This window comes from Oerskovia sp. USHLN155 (genome assembly GCF_037145535.1).
Classification (GTDB): Bacteria; Actinomycetota; Actinomycetes; order Actinomycetales; family Cellulomonadaceae; genus Oerskovia; species Oerskovia rustica.
Map to the genome: position 1 here is coordinate 296,614 of NZ_JBBCXG010000002.1, position 20,583 is coordinate 317,196.

Here is a 20,583-nt window from a genome sequence, read left to right on the forward strand (position 1 = left end):
GTCCCGGGTGGTAGAACAGTCAGGTGACGGACACCGCCGACTTCCCGCCCGACGACTTCTCCCGCGAGATCCCCCAGCCCGCCGGGTGGCTGAGCGCGGAGGACCTCGCGGCCGCACGCTCCCACCTCCCCCTCGTCTACGTCGACGCGATCCCGGTCCGGGTCGACGACTCGGGCGACGTGGTCGCCGTCGGGCTGCTGCTGCGTGTGACGCCCGAGGGGCAGATGACCCGGGCGCTCGTGTCGGGGCGCGTGATGTACCACGAGCGGATCCGCGACGCGCTGCTGCGGCACATCGAGAAGGACCTGGGTCCCGTGGCCCTGCCCCACGTCCCGGCGTCCCCGCAGCCCTTCACGGTCGCCGAGTACCTGCCCACGCCCGGCATCACCGGGTACCACGACCCTCGCCAGCACGCGGTCTCGCTCGCGTACGTCGTCCCCGTCTCGGGCGACTGCCAGCCGCAGCAGCAGGCGCTCGAGCTCGCGTGGCTCACGCCCGAGCAGGCGTGCAGCGACCAGGTGCAGCTCGAGATGCACGGCGGGCAGGGCACGCTCCTGCGGCAGGCCATGGCATACGTCGGCCGCCTCTCGTGACCTCGGCTCCCGTGACGGCGTCGTCGGGCCGAGGCGTGGGCGACCGCCTGCGCGGACCGGCCGCGGCCCGCTGGTGGCACGGCGTCGTCGCAGCCATGGCGCTCGTCGGCGTCGTCTGGGAGCTCTTCGGCACGCTCGGGCGCGGACCGCTCCCGGGCGACACGACGACGGATCTCGTCGTCCACTTCTTCAGCTACTTCACGATCCTGTCGAACCTCCTGGTCGGGGTCACGTGCGCGCTGCTGCTCGTGGACCCGCTGCGGGACGGACGCGTGTTCCGCGTCGCGCGGCTCGACGCGCTGCTGTGCATCGCCGTGACCGGCATCGTCTACAACACCGTCCTCGCCGGGCTCCAGGAGCTGAGCGTCGCCGGGATGTTCACGAACCTGCTGATGCACCAGGCCGGACCGCTGCTCGCGGTCGTGGGGTGGCTCGTCGTGGGGCCGCGGCCACGCATCGACACCGCGACGATCTGGTGGTCGGTCCTCGCGCCGCTCGCGTGGATCGTCTACGTCTTCGTGCAGGGCGCGTTCTCGCAGTGGTACCCGTACCCGTTCATGGACGTCACCGAGATCGGGTACCCGCAGGCGCTGCTCAACACGGGCGTCGTGGCCGTGGTGTTCCTGCTGCTCGCGGCAGGGCTCGGCTGGGTCGACCGGCGCTTGAGGCCTGCGCCCGCCGCCGTGGGGCGCTGACCGAGGGGCCGGCCGGCCCTGGCCGTTGCCGCCCACGGGCGTCTCGCGCGTCCTGCCCGCGTCGCCCTGCCGCAGCGGTAGCGTGACGCCATGTCGAAGACGTCCAAGAAGTCGAGCACGACGAAGAAGTCGAAGAAGTCGAAGAAGCAGGAGCGCCGCTCGCTGTCCCGCGAGGTCTACGAGGCCGAGCTGTTCCGGCTGCAGGCCGAGCTCGTCAGGCTCCAGCAGTGGACCCAGGCCACCGGGGCGCGCGTCGTCGTGATCTTCGAGGGGCGCGACGCGGCCGGCAAGGGCGGCGTGATCAAGCGCATCACGCAGTACCTGAGCCCCCGCGTCGTGCGCATCGCCGCCCTGCCGACGCCGACCGAGCGCGAACGCTCGGAGTGGTACTACCAGCGCTACATCGCCCACCTGCCCGCGGCAGGCGAGATCGTGCTGTTCGACCGGTCCTGGTACAACCGCGCGGGCGTCGAGAAGGTCATGGGCTTCTGCACCCCCGCGGAGTACGACCGCTTCATGCAGCAGACCCCCGTCTTCGAGCAGATGCTCATCGACGACGGGATCATCCTGCGCAAGTACTGGTTCTCGGTCTCGGACGGCGAACAGCTCAAGCGCTTCCGGTCACGGCTCTCGGACCCGGTGCGCCAGTGGAAGCTGAGCCCCATGGACCTCGAGTCGATCCACCGCTGGGAGGACTACTCGCGTGCCAAGGACGAGATGATGGCGCACACCGACGTGCCCGAGAGCCCGTGGTTCGTGGTCGAGTCGGACTCCAAGAAGAACGCCCGGCTCAACATGATCTCGCACCTGCTCTCGACGATCCCCTACGTCGACGTGCCGCACGACAAGGTCGTCCTGCCCGAGCGCCCGCCGGCGTCGGGCGACTACGTGCGTCCCCCGCGCGAGCTCGCGAACTACGTCCCGGACCACGTCGCCCAGCTCCTGGGCGACCCCGAGAACGGGTTCTGAGGCCGCCGCCGGCTAGAGCTCGAGCGTCGGCCAGTCGGCGAAGTCCTCGCGCATCCTGCGGTCGTGCGTCGCGACGACCACGGCCGCAGGCGTGACGCGCAGCGCCTGGGTCAGCTCGTCGACCAGGTCGATCGAGAGGTGGTTCGTCGGCTCGTCGAGCAGCAGGACGTGCGGCACCGCGAGCAGCGCGCGGGCCAGGTCGAACCGGCGACGCTGCCCCGCGGACAGCTCGCGCAGCGGCCGGTCGAGGTCCTCCTCCGTCAGGAGCCCGAGGAACGCGACCGGCACCAGGTAGTCCGGGTCGAGCGTGCCCGCCGAGAGCAGGTCGAGCGCCTCCTGCGCGTACTCCTCGAAGCCCGTGCGCTCCTCGGCGCCCGGCGGCAGCGCGGGGCCCTCCTGCGCGACGATCCCGACCCGCACACCGTCGGCGACCGTCCTGGTTCCCCGGTCCAGGCCGACCGTGCCCGCGAGCGCCGCGAGCAGGGTCGACTTGCCCGAGCCGTTCGGTCCGGTGATCAGCAGCCGACCCGACGGCGGGATCGCGATGCGCGTCCCGGGCAGGTCGAGCCGGGCGCCCGTGGGCACGGTGGCGGGTGCCGCGGGGGTGCCGCCGTCGGGCAGGCCTGCGGGGGTGGCGCCCTCCTCGTGCGGCGTGGCGTCCACGCGCGGGCTGCGCACCTCGAGCAGCGGGGTGTCGGGCGACCAGCCTGGCGACATGGCCAGCAGGTCCGGGAAGCGCAGCTCGAGCGGCGGGACCGGGACCTCGACGGCCTCGGCCTCGAGCTTCTGCACGAGGCGGTCCGCCGCCTTGACGTGGATGCGCGCGTGCGTCGCGCGCCGGTGCTTCTGGCTGCCCTTGGCGGGACGCCACTCGTCGGACAGCCCCTCGTAGGAGGCGTCGAGCCGCTCGGCGAGCTTCTCGGCGCGCTTGCGCTCGGCGCGGTAGCGCTGGCGCCACCGGTGCAGGGCCTGGTTCTTGGCGAAGCGGTACGCGAGGTAGCCCGGCTGCCCGTACAGCACGGGCCTGCCGTCCATCGCGGGGTCGAGGTCGAGGATCTCGGTCGCGACGTCGTCGAGCAGCTGGCGGTCGTGCGTGACCATGAGGATCCCGCCTCCCCAGGCCACGATCTCGCCCGTGAGGAAGTCGATGCCGCTCGTGTCGAGGTGGTTGGTCGGCTCGTCGAGCAGGAGCAGGTCGCTGCGCTCGGCCAGGCGGCACGCGAGGCGCACGCGGTAGCGCTCGCCCACGGAGAGCGTCGAGAGCTCACGCCGTGGGTCGCGGCAGGCCCCCAGCCGGGACAGCGCGACCTCGACGCGACGGTCCGCGTCCCACACGGCCAGGTGCTCGGCGCGGGCCAGGACGTCGGACAGCTCGGCGAGGTTGCCGTGCTCGTGGTCGAAGTCGCGTGTCACGGCGTCGAGCTCGGCCCCCACCGCGCGCACGGTCGCGAGGCTGTCGCGGACCAGGTCCCCGACCGTCTGGCCGGGCTGCGGGACGAGCTCCTGCTCGACGACCGCGAGCGAGCCCTGACGGCGCACCTCGCCCCCGCTCGGGGCCAGCGTCCCGGCGAGGACCCCCAGGAGCGTCGACTTGCCCGTGCCGTTCTCCCCCACGACGCCGAGCCGCGTACCGGCGCCGACGCGCAGCGAGACGCCCGAGAGGACGGGGCGTCCGGGGTAGGAGAAGGAGAGGTCGTCGACAGCCAGGTGCACGGGTCAACCCTAGAGGGAGCAGGAGGGCGGGCGCTCCCTTCCCTCCTGCCTGCCCACGTCCCGCCCCGTGGACGCAGACCGTGCACCACCCGGCGGGCAGCCGTGCTCGGGCCACCCTCGGGTAGCGTCGTGGCCATGACCTCGACGCCCACCGCCTCCACCACGCCCCGCTCGACCGTCCGGACGGGCGTCGTCGCCCTGGCCGTCGTGCTCGACGTCGTCGCGGTCCTCGCGTTCGCGGCCGGCGGTCGGGCGACGCACTCCGCGGACAGCCCGCTGACCGCGGTCCTGACGATCGCGTGGCCGTTCCTCGTGGGGCTGGCCGCCGGATGGGTCCTGCTGCGCGCCTGGCGCCGCCCCCTCGCGGCCTGGTCGACCGGGCTGGTGCTGTGGGTCACGACGTGGGTCGTGGGCATGGCGCTGCGCTGGGCCACGGGCGAGGGGCTCGCGACCGCGTTCCTCGTGGTGTCGGCGGCTTTCCTGCTCGCGACGCTCGTGGGCTGGCGGCTCGTCGCGAGCCTGGTGCTCAGGGTCCGCGGGCGCCGGTAGGCGACCACTTCGCGGACGTGCCGGAGCGGGCGTGACCGTGCGGTCACGTCCGCTCCGACATGTCGGTCAGCGGGACGGCTGGACCTGCGGCTCGTCGACGCTCGTCCCGGTCAGCACCGCGACGACCAGCGGCGCGAGCGCACGGAAGGCCTGGCCACGGTGGCTGATCGCGTTCTTCTCCTCGGCCGAGAGCTCGGCGGCGGACCGGGTCTCGCCGTCGGGCAGGAGGATCGGGTCGTAGCCGAACCCGCCCTCGCCACGCGGGGCGGTCAGGAGCGTGCCGCGCATCTCGCCCGTGCGCACCCACTCTCCCCCGTCCGGGGTCACGAGCGCGGCCGCGCACACGAAGCCCGCCGCGCGGCGCTCCGCCGGGACGTCGCCGAGCTGCGCGAGCAGCAGGTCGAGGTTCGCCCGGTCGTCACCGTGCCGGCCGGACCAGCGCGCGGAGAAGATCCCCGGCGCACCGCCCAGGACGTCGACCGCGAGACCCGAGTCGTCGGCCACGGCCGGCAGGCCGGTCGCCGCAGCGAGCGCGCGGGCCTTGATGAGCGCGTTCTCGGCGAACGTCACGCCGTCCTCGACGGGCTCCGGGGCCCCGACCTCGCGCGCCGAGACCACGGCCTGCGCAGGCAGGTCCAGGCCGGGCTGCGCGGCCAGGATCGCCCGGAGCTCGCCCAGCTTGCCCACGTTGTGGGTCGCCAGGACGAGCCGGGCCCCCGCGGGGACGCTCACGCCGGATGCGGCGATCACCGCGACGCCTCGTCGAGCGCGAGCTGCTGGATGATCGCGAGCTCGGACGTGCCGCGCAGGGCGAGGTCCAGGAGCACGTCGAGCTCGGTGCGGTTGAACGGCGCATGCTCGGCCGTGCCCTGCACCTCGACGAAGTCGCCCGATCCCGTGACCACGACGTTCATGTCCGTGTCCGCGCGCACGTCCTCGACGTAGGGCAGGTCGAGCATGGGGGTGCCGTCGATGATGCCGACGCTCACCGCGGAGACCGAGTCCGTGAGGACCTTCTTGCCGCCCTTGATCGCCCCGTGCTTCTTGCCCCAGGTCACCGCGTCCGCGAGCGCAACGTACGCGCCCGTGATCGCCGCGGTGCGCGTGCCGCCGTCGGCCTGCAGGACGTCGCAGTCGAGCACGATCGTGTTCTCACCGAGCGCCGAGACGTCGATGACCGCGCGCAGCGAGCGCCCGATGAGGCGCGAGATCTCGTGCGTGCGCCCGCCGATGCGCCCCTTGACGGACTCGCGGTCGCTGCGGGTGCTGGTCGCACGCGGCAGCATCGAGTACTCGGCCGTGACCCAGCCCTGCCCCGAGCCCTTGCGCCAGCGCGGCACGCCCTCGGTGAACGAGGCCGCGCACAGCACGCGCGTGCGCCCGAACTCGACGAGCACGCTGCCCTCGGCGGCGTCGAGCCAGTTCCGGGTGATCGTGACGGGGCGGAGCTCGTCGGGCGTGCGACCGTCCGCGCGGACGGTCTGGGAGGTGGAGGCTGAAGTCATGGAGCCAGCCTATCCGGGCCTCAGAGCGTGAAGACCCGACCCGTCGCCGCGAGGTCGACCGGCCCGGCGTAGACCGCCGTGGCCTCGTCGCGCGCGGCCTGCTTGTCGTTCCAGGCCGGCAGGTGCGTGAGGACCAGCCGCTGGGCGCCGGCCGCCGTCGCGACCTCGCCCGCACGCCTGCCCGTCAGGTGGATGCCGCGGTCGACCGCGTCGTCCCGCCCCTCCTGGAACGCGGCCTCGGCCAGCAGGAGATCGGCGCCACGTGCGAGCTCGACGACGGCGTCGCACGCGTCGGTGTCCCCCGTGTAGGCGAGCGTGACCCGCTCGCCCGGGACCAGGCTCGAGGGCCCCGTGACCCGCACGCCGTAGGCCTCGACGGGGTGGTAGACCCGGAACGGCTCGATCTCCAGCGGCCCCACCGTGACGACCTGCCCCGGCTCCCAGGCCCGGAACGCGAACTGCGACTCCATCGACTCCCCCGCCTCGAGGCCGTAGGCCGCCCCGATGCGCTCGGCGGTGTTCGACGGCCCCCAGACGGGCAGCGCCCCCTCGCCGTCCGCGTCACCGGGGGGCGCGGGAGACGTCGTGGCCGCAGCGGCCGCACGGTCCGGGTGGTACTTGAGGTAGACGTACAGCCCGCACACGTCGACGAAGTGGTCGGGGTGCAGGTGGGACAGCCCGATCGCGTCGAGCCGGCGCGGGTCGACGAACCGCTGCAGGGCGCCCAGCGCGCCGTTGCCCATGTCGAGCAGAAGGTTCCACTCGCGCCCGTCCGGTGAGACGTCGTCGGGCACCTGGACGAGGTACGAGGAGGCCGGGGACTCAGGACCCGCGAACGAACCCGAGGAGCCGATGACGACCAGGCGCATCAGACGGCCTCCACGAGCGAGACCTCGGGCCCGAGGAAGCGGCGCGCGAGCTGGTCGAACGGCTCGGCGCTGCCCGTCGCCCGGAACCGGTGCTGCGGGGCGCCCGCCTCGCGCGAGCGCTCCAGCCCGTGCGCGACGAGCGTGCGGTACACGTCCTTCGCGGTCTCCTCGGCGCTCGAGACGAGCGTGACCTCCTCGCCCATGACGTAGGAGATCGCGCCGGTCAGGAGCGGGTAGTGCGTGCACCCCAGGACCAGGGTGTCGACACCTGCCGCACGGATCGGGGCCAGGTACTCGTGCGCGATCTCGAGGACCTCGGGCCCGGACGTCACGCCCGCCTCGACGAGGCGGACGAACTCCGGGCACGCCTGCGAGGTGAGCCGCAGCCCAGGGGCCACCGCGAACGCGTCGTCGTACGCGCGGGACTCGACGGTCGCGCGCGTCCCGATCACCCCGATGTTGCCCGTGCGCGTCGCGGCGACCGCGCGGCGGGCCGCGGGCAGGATCACCTCGATGACCGGGAGCCCGTAGCGCGCCGTGTACCGCTCCCGGGCGTCGCGCAGGACCGCGGAGGACGCCGTGTTGCACGCGATGACGAGCATCTTCACGCCCTCGTCGACCAGCTGGTCCATGATCGAGAGCGCCATGGCCCGGACCGCGGCGAGCGGCTTGGGCCCGTAGGGGCTGTTCGCCGTGTCACCGATGTACAGCAGCGACTCGTTCGGCAGCTGGTCGAGGATCGAGCGGGCGACCGTGAGGCCCCCGACTCCCGAGTCGAAGATGCCGATGGGTGCGTCGTTCACGGTGACGAGCCTAGTGCCGGGTCGCAGGAAAGGGCGGTCGCGCTGCCCGCACAGGCCTGTGGGACCGACCACAAGCATGCGTCACGGCACGACGAAGGGCGCCGCACGAGTGTGCGACGCCCTCGGTCCCGGCCCCGGGTCGCCGCCGTCCGGCAGCGACCCGGGTCGCCTAGACCTTCGCCTTGCCCCGTCCGATCAGCCCCACCACGAGGCTGACGACGAGCACGATGATGCCGAGCCAGATCAGGAACTTCGCCGCTTCGACCGCCACACCGAACACGAGCAGCACGACTCCGACGAGCAGGATGATGAGCCACGTAGGCATGTTGTCCCTCTATTCTCTCGGCCGGGACGCGGACGCCCCGGTTCAACCAGGACAATCGTGGCACCACTTCACCCCCCTCGCATCTTGACACAAATCTCGCGAGCGGCTTATAAGCGTGATAGACGGCCGTGCCCGCGGGCAGGAGTCAGCGGGGCGCGCGACGCACCTCGGCGAGCATCAGCTCGACCAACGACTCCTGCAACCATCCCGAGAGCAGGAACACGCTCGCCAGGAAGCGCCGCGCGGCGTCCGGGGCCTCCTCCGGAGGCTCGATCCCCGACTCCTCACGCGCCAGCAGCTCGTCGTGCAGGTCCTCGACCTGGTCGTCGGTGCGCAGGTCCAGGCGCTCCGCGAGGACGACCCGGATGTCGGTGAGTGCTCCCGCGACGCGACGGGCGTCGTCGGGCCGGACGATCAGCGGCGTCAACGCCTCGGCGTCCTGCGGGACGCCCGCGAGCAGCAGGTCCGCGAGGAGCAGGAGCCGCTGGGCCTTCTCCGCCACGAGGTCGCCCTGGGTGAAGCGGCGGAACTCCGCCGACACCTCACCGTCCTCGCGCGACGCGTCCGGCAGCAGGCGACGCACCGCCGGGTCCGTAGGGGCCCGCACCTCCTCGGGAGGCGCCGCCAACGGCGCGACCCCCTCGATCCGGGACGCCTCAGGATCCTCCGGGGGAACCGTGCCGGTCTGCTCCTGCAGGAGCTCCACGACGTCGCCCACGACGTGGGCGAGCACGAGGCGCTCCGAGGCGCTCAGCTCCGCGACGTACCCACGCCGCGCCCGCCGGAAGGGCCGCACTACTCCCCGCTCCGCTGCATCGTGGCCCAGAGCCCGAACTCGTGCATCGCCTGCACGTCCACCTCGATCTTCTCCCTGCCGCCCGACGAGACGACCGCACGCCCCTCCTGGTGCACCTGGAGCATGAGCGTCCTCGCCTTCTGCTGCGTGTACCCGAAGTAGCTCTCGAAGACGTACGTCACATAGCTCATGAGGTTCACCGGGTCGTTCCAGACGAGCGTCACCCAGGTGTCGGCGAGGGACAGCCCCTCCCGCGTGTCGATCTCCTCGTCGAGGCGGGGCCCCGCGGTCGCCGTTCCAGTCACTCCCCCACTCTATGTGGTGGGTGAAGTCCGGCGGCGCCATGTCCACGACCAGGTGGGAGGGTCCACGGCCTGGTGGGAGGCCCGCGCCGCCCGGCAGGGCGCCGCGCCTGTCCATCGGCGCCCGACGCGCGCCACGGCGCCGCCGTCTGCCCTAGGTTGGGCACATGAGTCCCGCAGACCACCCGGGCACGGACGCCCCGGCCGCCCGCACCTCCCCGTTCGCACCGTCCGCGCAGACGTCGCTGCTCACGGACCGCTACGAGCTCACCATGCTGCAGGCAGCGCTGGCAGACGGCACCGCCGACCGGCACTGCCTGTTCGAGGTCTTCACGCGCCGGCTGCCCGCCGGCCGGCGCTACGGCGTCCTCGCGGGCACCGGCCGCGTCCTGGAGTCGCTCGCGACGTTCCGCTTCACGGACCTCGAGCTCGCCTGGCTCCAGGAGGCGCGCGTCGTCGACGACCGCACGCTCGACTACCTCGCCGGCTACCGCTTCACCGGCTCGATCACCGGGTACGCGGAGGGCGACGTGTTCTTCCCCCAGTCCCCCGTGATGGTCGTCGAGGGCACGTTCGCCGAGGCCGTCCTGCTCGAGACACTCGTCCTGTCGATCCTCAACTACGACTCCGCGGTCGCGTCCGCGGCGTCGCGCATGACGAGCGCCGCCGTCGACCGCCCCTGCCTCGAGATGGGCTCGCGCCGGGCGAGCGAGCTGGCCGCGGTCGCCGCGGCCCGCGCGGCCGCGGTCGCGGGCTTCGCCGGGACGTCGAACCTCGAGGCCGGGCGCCGGTACGGGATCGAGACGATCGGCACCGCCGCGCACGCGTTCACGCTCCTGCACGACGACGAACGCTCCGCCTTCGCGGCACAGGTCGCCTCTCTCGGGGTCGGCACGACGCTCCTCGTCGACACCTACGACGTCCGCCAGGGCGTCAAGAACGCCATCGCCGCGGCAGGCACGGGGCTCGGCGCGGTCCGCCTCGACTCCGGCGACCTCGGCATCCAGGCGGTCGAGGTGCGCAAGCAGCTCGACGGGCTCGGCGCGACCGGCACCCGCATCACCGTCACGTCCGACCTCGACGAGTACGCGATCGCCGCCCTGGCCGCGGCCCCCGTCGACGCCTACGGCGTGGGCACCTCGCTCGTGACCGGCTCGGGAGCCCCGACGTGCGGCATGGTCTACAAGCTCGTCGCCCGCTCCGACGCCGACGGCGTCCTGCAGCCGGTCGCCAAGGCCTCGACGCTCAAGACGAGCACGGGAGGACGAAAGGCGGCGGCACGCCAGTACGGCGAGGACGGCAGGGCCGTCGCGGAGGTCCTCGTCACGGGGCCCGACGACGTCGTCGCCGCCTGGGAGCCCGGTGACGACGAGGACCTGCGCCCGCTGCACGTGCCCCTCGTGGTCGACGGCGCCGTCGACTCGCGCTGGATCGGCGCCTACGGGGTCCACAACGCCGCGCGACGGCACGCCGAGGCCCGGGCCGAGCTGCCCCGCGGTGCGCGACGCCTCTCCGCGGGCGACCCTGCGCTGCCGACCGTGACCCGCCGGCTGGGATGACCCCCCAGGGCACCGCGGTGCCCGCGAGGACGACAGAGGACCTGCACGCTCGACGAGCGTGCAGGCCCTCTCGTACGGGAACGGACCCCGCGTGCCGAGGTCCCCCTACTTCTTGCCGACGAACCAGCCTCGGAGCACCGCGACCCGCGCATCAAGCTGGTCGACGGTCGCGAGCGGCACCTCGGGCCCACCGCAACGGCGACGCAGCTCGGTGTGCACCGTGCCGTGCGGCTGCCCGCTGCGACGCGCCCACGCGCCGACGAGCTGCGAGAGCTCCTTGCGCAGCTCAGCGGCGCGACGGTGGTCGAGCTCGCTGCGCTCGACCTCGGCCGCCCGGGACTTCTTGGACCGGGCGGACATCTGGTCGGCCTGACGCTGGCGCAGCAGGCTCGTCACCTGGTCCGCGTCGAGCAGGCCGGGCAGCCCGAGGAAGTCCTGCTCCTCGTCCGAGCCGACGTCCGCCTCCGTCCCGAACTCGCCACCGTCGAAGAGCACGCGGTCGAACGACGCCTGTGCCTCGAGCGCCTGGAAGGACCCCTGCATGCCGTCCGCGAGATCGTCGGACGCCTTGTCCTCCCGGTTGGCAGCGGCCATGAGCGCGTCCTCGGGGTTGTACATGTCCCCCTGCTCCTCGGCCGTGAGCGGCCGGTCGAGCGCGTGGTCACGCTCGAGCTCCAGGCCGTTCGCCAATGCGAGCAGGTGCGGCACGCTCGGCAGGAACACCGACGCCGTCTCGCCGCGCCTGCGAGCACGCACGAAGCGGCCCACGGCCTGGGCGAAGAAGAGCGGGGTCGCGGTCGACGTCGCGTAGACGCCCACGGCGAGCCGCGGCACGTCGACGCCCTCGGAGACCATCCGGACGGCGACCATCCACCGACCGTCACCGTCCGAGAACTCGTCGATGCGTCCGCTCGCGCCGTCGTCGTCGGACAGGACGACCGTCGGCGACCTGCCCGTGATGCGGGCCAGGTGACCCGCATAGGCACGGGCGTCGGTCTGGTCGGTCGCGATGACCAGGCCTCCCGCGTCGGGGATCGCCCGGCGGACCTCGGTCAGACGCTTGTCGGCCGCCGCGAGCACCGACGGGATCCACTCGCCGTCCGGATCGAGAGCGGTGCGCCAGGCCTGGCCCGTCATGTCCTTGGTGAGCGCCTCGCCGAGCCGGGCGCTGACCTCGTCGCCCGACTTGGTGCGCCAGCGCATCTGCCCCGAGTACGACAGGAAGATCACGGGGCGCACGACGTGGTCGCGCAGCGCGTCGCCGTAGCCGTAGGTGTAGTCCGCGGCCGACCGGCGGATGCCGTCGGCGCCGCGCTCGTACGTCACGAACGGGATCGCCGCCGTGTCCGAGCGGAACGGCGTACCGGTCAGGGCGAGGCGACGGGTCGCGGGCTCGAACGCGTCCCGGACGGCCTCTCCCCACGACAGGGCATCGCCACCGTGATGGACCTCGTCGAGGATGACCAAGGTCCGCTCGGCCTCGGTCCGCGCGGTGTGCAGCGCAGGCTTGGCGGCCACCTGGGCGTACGTGAGCGCGACCCCGTCATAGCTGGACCCGTGGCGGCCCTGGCTGTTGCGGAAGTTCGGGTCGATGCGCACACCCACGCGAGCGGCGGCATCTGCCCACTGGTGCTTGAGGTGCTCGGTCGGAGCGACGACCGTCACACGACGGACGACCCCCTGCTCGAGGAGCTCGGTCGCGACGCGGAGCGCGAACGTCGTCTTGCCCGCGCCAGGGGTCGCGACCGCGAGGAAGTCACGCGGCGAGCGGGTGCGATAGAGCTCGAGCGCCTCGGCCTGCCACGCACGCAGCTTGGACGCCGTGCCCCACGGGGCACGACGAGGAAAGGCCGGCGACAGGTGCGACGCGGCGGCCGAGGACGCCCCCAGCGGAGCCGACGGGGGAAGGTTGGAGGACGGGCGAGCGGACGAGTTCGAGAGAGGCTGCCCGCTCACTTGCCGGAATCACCCTCGCCGTCCTGCGGGGCGCGAAGGCCGTCGTAGATCTCCTTGCACGTGGGGCACACGGGGAACTTGTTGGGGTCCCGTCCGGGAACCCAGACCTTGCCGCAGAGCGCGATCACGGGCTTGCCGGACAACGCCGACTGCATGATCTTCTCCTTGCGCACGTAGTGCGCGAAACGCTCGTGATCCCCGGGCTCGACCTCCGCCGTGGTCTCCGTGCGCTCGAGGACGCTCGTCGACGTCCCGCTGCTCGGGTCGCTGTCCGGGACGATCGGTTCCGGTCCGGACGGGCTGCCTGCCGCAGGTCCGTTGGTGGGGAGGGTCAGGGGTTCGATCATGATCTCGAGTCTACGTCGGGGAAGGAGAAACCCGTCGGCTCCGACCAGGGGCGTGATCGGAACCGACGGGCGACTGTGGGTCAGGCCTGCGCGGCCTGCCGAGGTGGGGTCGGTCAGAGACCCTGCCACTCCGGCTTCGAGAGGAACGTCTGGCGGTAGTAGTCGCCGAGCTGCAGACGCGATGCCGCGGCGTCGTCCACCAGGACGGTCGCGTGCGGGTGCATCTGCATGACCGTCGCGGGCCACATCGCGGACACAGGGCCCTCGACGAGCTGGTGGACGGCTTCCGCCTTTCCCTTGCCCGAGGCGAGGAGCACGAGGTGCTTGGCCGACATGATGGTCGCCAGGCCCTGCGTGAGGCAGTGCTGCGGCACCTGCGCGAGGTCGTCGCCGAAGAAGCGAGCGTTGTCCTCACGGGTCTGCGCGGTCAGCGTCTTGATGCGCGTCCGTGAGGCGAGGGACGACCCCGGCTCGTTGAACGCGATGTGCCCGTCCGTGCCGATCCCCAGGATCTGCAGGTCGACACCGCCTGCGTCGACGATCTTGCGCTCGTAGTCGGCGCACGCCGCGACCAGGTCCTCGGCGTTCCCGTCAGGACCCTGCACGGCGTCCGGCGCGAAGTCGACACGCGAGGCGATCTCCTTCTCGATGACGTTGCGGTAGCGCTCCGGGTGGTCCTCCGCGATCCCGACGTACTCGTCGAGCATGAAGGCCTTCGCCTGGGCGAAGGAGAGCCCCTCCTCCGTGTGGCGACGGACGAGCTCGTCGTACACCTTGAGCGGGCTCGACCCGGTCGCAAGACCGATCACCGAGGTCGGCTTGGCACGAAGCAGCCTGTCGATCGCCTCGGCGGCAAGCACCGCGAGCTGATCGGCGGGCGCAATCACAACTTCCATCAGGACACCTTCCTACGGCCGGCGATGGCTGCTCCCACCGCGGCAACGGGCACATCACTGGGGGCCAAGGAGACACGCTTCTCCAGCTCCAGCGAGGACAAGAACGGCGACGTGCTCGCCTGGGCGACCAGGGCCTCCTGCACGGCGTCGAGAAGGGGCTGACCGAGACCGGTCACGCCACCTCCGAGGACGACGTGCCGGACGTCGACCGTCAGCTCGAGGATACGGACAGCGCTCGCCACGGCAGCAGCGAACTCGCCCTTGATCCTGAGAGCCTCGGGGTTCCCGGCCGCAGCCGCCTCGAAGAGCTCGAGCGGTGCCGGGCGGCCGAACTGCGAAGGCCAGCGAGCGCTGAGCGCGGTGCCCGAGGCGTAGGTCTCGACACATCCGCGCTGTCCGCACGCGCACAACGGCCCGTCGGGATTGATCGGGATGTGTCCGATCTCGCCCGCTGCCCCGCTCACGCCACGGCGGAGCCGCCCTCCCAGCACGATGCCGGCCGCGAGCCCCGTTCCCAGAGCGAGGAACGCCAGGTCCTGGCCGTCGGCACCCATCGCGTGCGAAGCACCGAGCGCCGCGACGTTCAGGTCGTTGTCGACGTCCACGGGGATTCCCCCGAAGATCGACGACAGCTCGTGGGCGAGCGCGAACGGCTCGCCCTCGATCCCCAGGTTCACCGCGTGCATCACGGACCCGCTCTGCGGGTCGACGAGCCCGGGGACCCCGAGGCCGAGCCCCGCGAGCGCGGCAGGCTCGAGGCCTGCCGCGTCCGTCAGCGACCGGACTGCTCGGGCGGCACTGGAGACCACACCCTGCGGGCCTCGAACGGTCGGCAGTTTGACCGACCCCTCGATCGAGCCGTCCGGTCCGAGCAGGACGCCGAGGACCTTGGTCCCTCCGACGTCCAGGCCGACCGAGTGGCCGCCGGGCAGGGCGGCTGCCTCGCCGAGCGACGAGGCAGCCGTTCTCACCTCGCTCACGTCAGCCCTTCACCGCACCCGAGACGAGGCCACCGGTCATACGTCCCTGGACGATCAGGAAGAAGATGACGACGGGGATCGCGATGAGCACCGATCCGGCCATCAGCCCGCCCCAGTTCGTCGCCTGGGTCGCCTGCTGGAACGTCCGCAGCCACAGTGGGAGCGTCATCGACTCGGGACGCGTCATGATGATCAGCGCCATCACGAACTCGTTCCACGCCTGGATGAACGCGAAGACTCCGGTCGCCACGAGGCCAGGGGCAAGGAGCGGGAAGGTGATCCTCCAGAAGGCCTTCGAGCGCGAGCAGCCGTCGATCATGGCTGCCTCCTCGAGCTCGGCCGGCACACCTGCGACGAACCCTCGCAACGTCCAGATCGTGAACGGCAGCACACCCGACAGGTAGACGATGCCCAGACCGATGATCGTGTTGAGGAGCTGCCACCCGTCGACGATCCGGAAGATCGAGATCATCATGGCCTCGCCCGGGATCATCTGCACCGCGAGGATCGCGACGATGAACGCCTTGCGGCCCTTGAAGTTGAACCGGGTCACGGCAAGGGATGCCATGAAGGCCAGGACCATGGAGATCACCAGCACGAAGAAGGTGACCATGACCGAGTTGCCCAGTGCGGGCAGGAAGGGCGCGCGCTCCTGGTTGAAGATCGCGTCCTCGTAGTTCTGCCAGGTGAACGCCGAACCCGGGAAGTAGGTCAGGTCCTTGTTGCGGATGAGGTTCGTCGGCAGGAACGACGAGTTGATCATCCAGTAGACGGGGAAGGCCGAGCACAGGAAGACGATGACGGCGATCACGCTGTACATCGCGTTCGAGACCTTCTTGCGCTGCCCCTCGCGGGTCCGGCGCGGGCCGCTCCCGGAGGACCGGGGCGCTGCGGTGGCCGTGCCCGTGACAGTGGGGTTGAGGGTGCTCACAGCTCCTCCTCCTTGATGGTCTGCCGCACGTAGTAGTACGAGATCCCCATCATGATGAACACCAGGATGACGGCGATCGCGCTGGCGGAGCCGTAGTGCCCTTGCGCCATGCCCATCTGGTAGATGTACACACCGATCGTGTTGGTCTTGTCGGCGATGCCACCGATACCCTGCAGTGCGAAGATCTGCGTGAAGACGCGCAGGTCCCAGATGATCGACAGGATGATGAGCACGACCATGATGCTGCGCACGTAGGGGACCATGATCAGCCGGAAGCGCTGTGCCGGCGTCGCGCCGTCGAGGGATGCGGCCTCGAGGACCTCGCCGGGCACCTGGGTCAGGCCTGCGTACATCGTGAACGCGACGAACGGGACGCTCTGCCAGACGATGATGAGCGTGGCGACGAGGAAGAACATCCACGGGTTGATGAGCCAGGAATGGCCCATCCAGTTGTCGCCGGTGATCTTCGTGAGGATGTTGTTGACGACGCCGTACTGGGTGTCGAAGATCCAGCCCCAGACGATGACCGCTGCGAGGGCCGGCATGGCCCAGGCGAGCAGCAGCCCGACCGACACGAGCAGCCGGAAGAACTTGTTGAGGCGCATCATGAGCAGGGCGAGCAGGATTCCGATCGCCATGGTCAGGAAGACACAGACCACCATGAAGGCGAAGCTGCGGGCCAGGACCGTCCAGAACACCGGGTCGGCCAGCGTGTCGGTGTAGTTCTTGAAGCCGACCCACTCAGCAGGCACGCCCATGAGCTGGGCGCGCTCGTACTTCTGGAACGACATGATGAAGAGGTTGACGAGCGGGTAGCCGACCATGACGGCCAGGACCAGGAGGCTGGGAGCCAGCAACAGCCACGGCAGCTTGGCCGACGGCTTCTTCGGGGGCTTGAGAGTGTCCTTCAGCTCGACCGCTGGGGACGACTCGAGGGTGGATGAGCTCATTTTCTCACTCCGTCGAGGGGTTGCACGGTTCGAGCAGGACCGTGCAGGTACAGGTGGTGCGCGCAGGGCCAGTCATGCCGAGGGGTGGGAGCTCCGCGGAACTCCCACCCCTGCGGCATCTGACAGGGGCCCCTCCTCACGGAGGGGCCCCGTGGGATCAGCTGTTGAGGGTTTCCTCGATCTGCTGGTCGAGCTTCTCGGCGATCGCCTTCACGTCGCCACCCTGGGCGATCTGGACGAACGCGTCCTGCAGGTAGCGCTTGGCCTCGACGTCAGCCCACTTCGGCGACGCGGGGACGCCCTTCGCGGTCGCGGCGGCAGCCGCGCCGGCCTCGATGATCTCCCCTGCGGGGAGGAACTCGGCCTGCGAGATCTTCGCCGGGATCAGGCCCTCAGCCGCCATGAGCTTCTGGTAGCCGTCGCTGAGCATGATCTCGTACGCCTTGAGCGCAAGGTCAGGGTTCTTCGACTTCGACGCGATGGCGATGTTCGAACCACCGGAGAGGACGACCGCGGGCTTGCCGGCCTCCTTGCCCGGGAGAGCGAACGCGTGCAGGTCGGCGCCGTAGGTGTCGGGGCAGCCGGGGGCCTTGGCGTCAGCCGGAGCCTTGATCGACCACTGGACCCAGATCGGGGCCGAGAGGAAGCCGATGTTGCCCTCGCAGAAGGGAACCTGCTGGTCGGTCTCCTGACCGTCCTTCGGCGCGCGCGAGGCGGTGTTCATGATGTCCTGGACCTGCTCGAGACCCTGGATGCCGCCCTCGGACGAGAAGCCGGCCTCCCACTTGCCGTCCTTCTCCTCGGCGATGAAGCCGCCGTTCTCCCAGACGAAGGGCAGAGCGTTGTACCAGTCCTGGCCGGGCCAGTAGATGCCCGAGCGCGTCTCGGTCGTGAGGGCCTTGCCCTGCGTGACGTACTCGTCGAGCGTCGTGGGAACCTTGAAGCCGTCGCCGACGACCTGCTGCGAGTAGAAGACCGCACGCGAACCGGCGTAGTACGGAGCGGCGTAGAACTTGCCGTCGTAGGTGCCTGCGTCGACGAACGCGGGGAGGAGGTCTTCGCCGCCCAGGGTGTCGAACTCACCGGTCAGGTCCTTGAAGAACCCGGCCGACGTGAACGCCGGGGCCTGGGTGTTGCCGACCTCGACGATGTCGGGGCTGTCCGAGCTGGCGAGCGAGGTCGTGAGCTTGTCGACCAGGCCGGTCCAGGACTGCTCCTCGATCGTGAGGGTCGAGCCCTCGTTCTCCTTCTCGAACGTCGTCTTGAGGTAGTCGCGGGCTTCCTGCGGCGTGTCGGTGCCGACGAGCCAGACGCGGATGTCACCGGACTTGGCTTCGCCGGAGGCGCCGTCGCCGGAGCCGGAGTCGCCGGAGCCACAGGCGGTCAGGGCGAGCGCCAGGGTGATCGTCGAAGCCACCGTGGTGGCGACGAGGCGGTTCCTCTTCACTGGGGTACTTCCTCTCGGTAATTCGAAGTGGCGGCGTCGATGACACCACCTGAGGTGATACGGGAGGTACTGCGGTACTGCTACTGGGATTACTGCAGGACCGGTTCAGCCCGTCGGGGACTCAGGAGCAGAGCTCATGAGACGCCCAGCTGGCCGGACAGAATCAGGACTGCCGCCCCGGCGAGGACGACGTCCTCGTCGAGAGAAGCCATCCGGAGCTCGAGGCCGGTGTTGATGGCCGGCATGGTTCGAGCGTTGATGGTGTCGATCGCTGCGTCGCGCAGAGGACCGTCGAGCAGGTCCGCCGGACCGCTGATCAGGATCTCGCCGAGGTTGAGCGCTGACACAACAGGCGCGAGGGCGATGCCCAGGAGCCTGCCGACCGAGGCCAGGACGGCATCGGAAGATTCCTTGTCGAGGCCGTCCACGGCACGGCGCAGAGCCGGCACCGAGAGAACGGTCTCGAGACAGCCCGACCGGCCGCAGGCGCAGGGCAGACCGTCGTCGACGACGGTCACGTGGCCCAGCTCGCCGGCCGCGTCGGCGGCCCCACGCACGCGGGACCCGTCGAGCATGATGCCCGCGCCAACCCCCTCGCCGACGGTGAGGACCATGAGGCCGGTGCCGTCCGCGCCGCCGAACGTGAACTCACCGAGGGCGGCGATGTTCGCGTCGTTGGCGACGTGCACGGGCAGCGCCAGGCTCTCGCTGAGCTGCTCCGCGAGCGCGACGTCGTACCAGCGGCGGTTCGGCGCCTCGACGATCCGTCCCTCGCTGTCGACGACCCCCGGAGAGCCGATGCCCACACCGAGCACCGGACGCGTCGCGACGGCGATGAGCCCTCGGCAGAAGCGCGTCAGGAGGTCCACGAGCTCGGTGCCCGCACGTCCTTCGATCGGCAGGCTCTGCCGCACCACGAAGTCACCCGTCAGGGACATCACGGCACCACGCATGAGAGCGTCGTCCGTGAGGTCGACCGAGACGATCTGATAGGCGCTCGTGCGCATCCCGATGAGGATGGCAGGCTTGCCGACGCGCTGGCCGGGACGGATTCCCAGCTCCTCGACGAGTCCCTCGGCGATGAGCACCGAGACCAGGTCGGAGATGGTGACCCTCGTCAGCGAGGTGGCTCGGGCAAGGTCCGCACGGGACGTCGGCCCCTCGTGGAAGAGGTGCTGCAGGACGAGCGAACGGTTGTGCGCGCGTGCGTGCTCGGGAAGCACCTTGGAGGTGGGCCTGAGACCTGTGCTCAGACCTCTCCGTGTGACTGCACTTCGCGTGACTGCCGTTGTCATGTTTGTTAGTAGACCTCCTTTACTAAGCGCATGTCAACCTGTCCGAGGCGTCGAGACCAAACCGTTGTACTTCGTTCGGGCCGCTGCGATTTCCCCCCGGGGCCCGTGGAGGTCAGACCACACGGGAGCCGCGAGATGCCGCCGTTCCGAAGGGACCGGTCGTCCTCGCGGGCCTCAGCGTCCGATCCAGCCGCGGGCGCCCTCGTACGTCACGGAACGGCTCGCGACGGCCACGGCCTCCCGTAGCGCGCTGACCCACGACCGCCCTCGGGACACCTCCGCGGCGAACGCACCGTGCAGCACGTCCCCCGCCCCCAGGGTGTCGACCACGGCACCCGTCGGCGGCACAGGGAGGTAGGAGCGGACTACGCCGTCGAGCACCTCGACAGGAGCGCCCCCACGGGAGCGCGCGACGAAGCCCGGGCCCAGGGCCGCGACGTCCTCGAGCACCCGGCCGACGTCCCCGCCGGGCATCCTGAAGTCCTGCGAGAGCACCACCGCATCGCACAGCGCGATCAGCTCTGCGGTGCCGTCCTTCCACGAGCCGCCGTCGAGCGCCACGAGGACCCCCAGCTCGCGCGCTCGTACCGCGAGAGCGTGCGCGAGGCGAGGGTGATGCCCGTCGAGGAGCAGCACGTCGCGCTCTCGTCCTCCGACGCACCCCGGCCGCACCAGGTCGAAGACTCCGCTCACCGCGCGCTCGCCCCCCGCGGCGACCGGACGGCCCGTGGCGTTCGTGCTGACGACGGCACGCTCGCCCGTCCCGGCCGTCACCAGGACCGTCGACACCGCGGGCCCTCTCGCCTCACCGTCGGGGACGGCGGACCCGCCCGTCGTCACGTCGATCAGCTCGACCCCGGTCGCGACCACGTCGGCGCGCACCACCTCGGCGAGCATCCCCGCGCCGATGGCGGTGACGAGGCGCACGGGCACCCCGAGCGCCGCCGCCGTCGCGGCGGCGTTCGCCGCAGGTCCGCCGAACGTCGCGCGTTGTGAAGTCGCGACGACCTTCTCGTCGGGACCGGGTAGCGCGTGCACCACCTGGGTGATGTCCAACGTCGTGAGCCCGCAGCAGATCAGCACGCCTCATCCTCGCTCATGCG

Annotated in this window: 22 protein-coding genes; 5 read left to right on the top strand and 17 right to left on the bottom strand. The window is 71.1% G+C overall.

Annotation, left to right across the window (positions count from 1 at the left end; translation table 11 throughout):
* Positions 1-23: 23 nt before the first annotated feature.
* The 3 genes from WFH32_RS04270 to ppk2 all read left to right on the top strand — a co-directional run bounded on the left by WFH32_RS04270 (position 24) and on the right by ppk2 (position 2,257).
* A complete protein-coding gene (locus tag WFH32_RS04270) occupies positions 24-593 on the top strand; it encodes an NUDIX hydrolase family protein (protein ID WP_030151560.1) in 570 nt (189 codons plus the stop codon).
* Positions 590-1,288, top strand: coding sequence for a Pr6Pr family membrane protein (locus WFH32_RS04275; RefSeq protein WP_336706312.1), 699 nt, complete (start codon positions 590-592; stop codon positions 1,286-1,288). Before WFH32_RS04270 ends, WFH32_RS04275 begins: the two co-directional genes overlap by 4 nt.
* 90 nt (positions 1,289-1,378) lie before the next feature.
* On the top strand, positions 1,379-2,257 hold the full coding sequence (gene ppk2 / locus WFH32_RS04280) for a polyphosphate kinase 2 (protein ID WP_442946299.1): 879 nt from the start codon (positions 1,379-1,381) through the stop codon (positions 2,255-2,257).
* Positions 2,258-2,269: 12 nt separating this feature from the next.
* Here the strand turns inward: ppk2 and WFH32_RS04285 are convergent, their stop codons facing one another.
* A complete protein-coding gene (locus tag WFH32_RS04285; protein ID WP_336706313.1) occupies positions 2,270-3,970 on the bottom strand; it encodes an ABC-F family ATP-binding cassette domain-containing protein in 1,701 nt (566 codons plus the stop codon).
* 135 nt (positions 3,971-4,105) lie between these two features.
* Between WFH32_RS04285 and WFH32_RS04290 the strand changes: the two genes are divergently transcribed.
* Positions 4,106-4,519 (top strand): DUF3054 domain-containing protein, encoded by a 414-nt coding sequence (locus WFH32_RS04290; protein WP_336706314.1) that lies wholly within the window; start codon positions 4,106-4,108, stop codon positions 4,517-4,519.
* A gap of 66 nt (positions 4,520-4,585) precedes the next feature.
* Here WFH32_RS04290 and rdgB read toward each other — a convergent pair whose 3' ends face one another.
* The 7 genes from rdgB to clpS form a co-directional block, all read right to left on the bottom strand.
* Positions 4,586-5,266 carry an RdgB/HAM1 family non-canonical purine NTP pyrophosphatase gene (rdgB, locus tag WFH32_RS04295; protein ID WP_336706370.1) on the bottom strand — a complete coding sequence of 227 codons (681 nt, stop codon included), beginning with the start codon at positions 5,264-5,266 and terminating at the stop codon, positions 4,586-4,588.
* Positions 5,266-6,024, bottom strand: a complete 759-nt coding sequence (gene rph, locus WFH32_RS04300) for a ribonuclease PH (protein WP_191788891.1) — start codon at positions 6,022-6,024, stop codon at positions 5,266-5,268. The genes rdgB and rph overlap by 1 nt, the downstream gene beginning before the upstream one ends.
* A 20-nt stretch (positions 6,025-6,044) precedes the next feature.
* Complete coding sequence (locus WFH32_RS04305; RefSeq protein WP_336706315.1) at positions 6,045-6,893, bottom strand: MBL fold metallo-hydrolase; 849 nt, start codon at positions 6,891-6,893, stop codon at positions 6,045-6,047.
* Complete coding sequence (gene murI / locus WFH32_RS04310) at positions 6,893-7,696, bottom strand: glutamate racemase (protein ID WP_030151552.1); 804 nt, start codon at positions 7,694-7,696, stop codon at positions 6,893-6,895. Before murI ends, WFH32_RS04305 begins: the two co-directional genes overlap by 1 nt.
* 169 nt (positions 7,697-7,865) lie before the next feature.
* Positions 7,866-8,021: a hypothetical protein gene (locus tag WFH32_RS04315; protein ID WP_168210118.1), complete on the bottom strand. Its 156-nt coding sequence runs from the start codon at positions 8,019-8,021 to the stop codon at positions 7,866-7,868.
* Positions 8,022-8,166: 145 nt separating this feature from the next.
* Positions 8,167-8,817, bottom strand: a complete 651-nt coding sequence (locus WFH32_RS04320) for a DUF2017 family protein (protein WP_191794336.1) — start codon at positions 8,815-8,817, stop codon at positions 8,167-8,169.
* Positions 8,817-9,080 carry an ATP-dependent Clp protease adapter ClpS gene (clpS, locus tag WFH32_RS04325; RefSeq protein ID WP_246857946.1) on the bottom strand — a complete coding sequence of 88 codons (264 nt, stop codon included), beginning with the start codon at positions 9,078-9,080 and terminating at the stop codon, positions 8,817-8,819. The genes WFH32_RS04320 and clpS overlap by 1 nt, the downstream gene beginning before the upstream one ends.
* Positions 9,081-9,286: 206 nt before the next feature.
* On the opposite strand from clpS, the gene WFH32_RS04330 reads away from it, so the two are divergent.
* Positions 9,287-10,678, top strand: a complete 1,392-nt coding sequence (locus tag WFH32_RS04330) for a nicotinate phosphoribosyltransferase (RefSeq protein ID WP_336706316.1) — start codon at positions 9,287-9,289, stop codon at positions 10,676-10,678.
* A gap of 105 nt (positions 10,679-10,783) precedes the next feature.
* Here WFH32_RS04330 and WFH32_RS04335 read toward each other — a convergent pair whose 3' ends face one another.
* From WFH32_RS04335 to WFH32_RS04375, 9 genes are all read right to left on the bottom strand, one after another.
* Positions 10,784-12,568: a DEAD/DEAH box helicase gene (locus WFH32_RS04335; protein ID WP_225227594.1), complete on the bottom strand. Its 1,785-nt coding sequence runs from the start codon at positions 12,566-12,568 to the stop codon at positions 10,784-10,786.
* A 62-nt stretch (positions 12,569-12,630) separates the two neighbouring features.
* The gene (locus tag WFH32_RS04340; protein ID WP_138823974.1) at positions 12,631-12,981 is read right to left on the bottom strand and encodes a DUF3039 domain-containing protein; all 351 of its coding nucleotides are present in this window, start codon (positions 12,979-12,981) and stop codon (positions 12,631-12,633) included.
* A 113-nt stretch (positions 12,982-13,094) separates the two neighbouring features.
* Positions 13,095-13,877, bottom strand: a complete 783-nt coding sequence (gene nagB, locus WFH32_RS04345) for a glucosamine-6-phosphate deaminase (RefSeq protein WP_336706317.1) — start codon at positions 13,875-13,877, stop codon at positions 13,095-13,097.
* Complete coding sequence (locus tag WFH32_RS04350; protein WP_318243935.1) at positions 13,877-14,857, bottom strand: ROK family protein; 981 nt, start codon at positions 14,855-14,857, stop codon at positions 13,877-13,879. Before WFH32_RS04350 ends, nagB begins: the two co-directional genes overlap by 1 nt.
* Before the next feature lies 1 nt (position 14,858).
* Positions 14,859-15,788: a carbohydrate ABC transporter permease gene (locus tag WFH32_RS04355; protein ID WP_404821983.1), complete on the bottom strand. Its 930-nt coding sequence runs from the start codon at positions 15,786-15,788 to the stop codon at positions 14,859-14,861.
* Positions 15,785-16,738: a carbohydrate ABC transporter permease gene (locus tag WFH32_RS04360; protein ID WP_191794340.1), complete on the bottom strand. Its 954-nt coding sequence runs from the start codon at positions 16,736-16,738 to the stop codon at positions 15,785-15,787. The genes WFH32_RS04355 and WFH32_RS04360 overlap by 4 nt, the downstream gene beginning before the upstream one ends.
* Before the next feature lie 157 nt (positions 16,739-16,895).
* Positions 16,896-18,185: an extracellular solute-binding protein gene (locus WFH32_RS04365; protein ID WP_191794341.1), complete on the bottom strand. Its 1,290-nt coding sequence runs from the start codon at positions 18,183-18,185 to the stop codon at positions 16,896-16,898.
* Positions 18,186-18,319: 134 nt separating this feature from the next.
* Positions 18,320-19,480: an ROK family transcriptional regulator gene (locus tag WFH32_RS04370; RefSeq protein WP_191794342.1), complete on the bottom strand. Its 1,161-nt coding sequence runs from the start codon at positions 19,478-19,480 to the stop codon at positions 18,320-18,322.
* Between the two features lie 174 nt (positions 19,481-19,654).
* Positions 19,655-20,563 carry a PfkB family carbohydrate kinase gene (locus WFH32_RS04375; RefSeq protein ID WP_336706318.1) on the bottom strand — a complete coding sequence of 303 codons (909 nt, stop codon included), beginning with the start codon at positions 20,561-20,563 and terminating at the stop codon, positions 19,655-19,657.
* Positions 20,564-20,583: the final 20 nt, after the last annotated feature.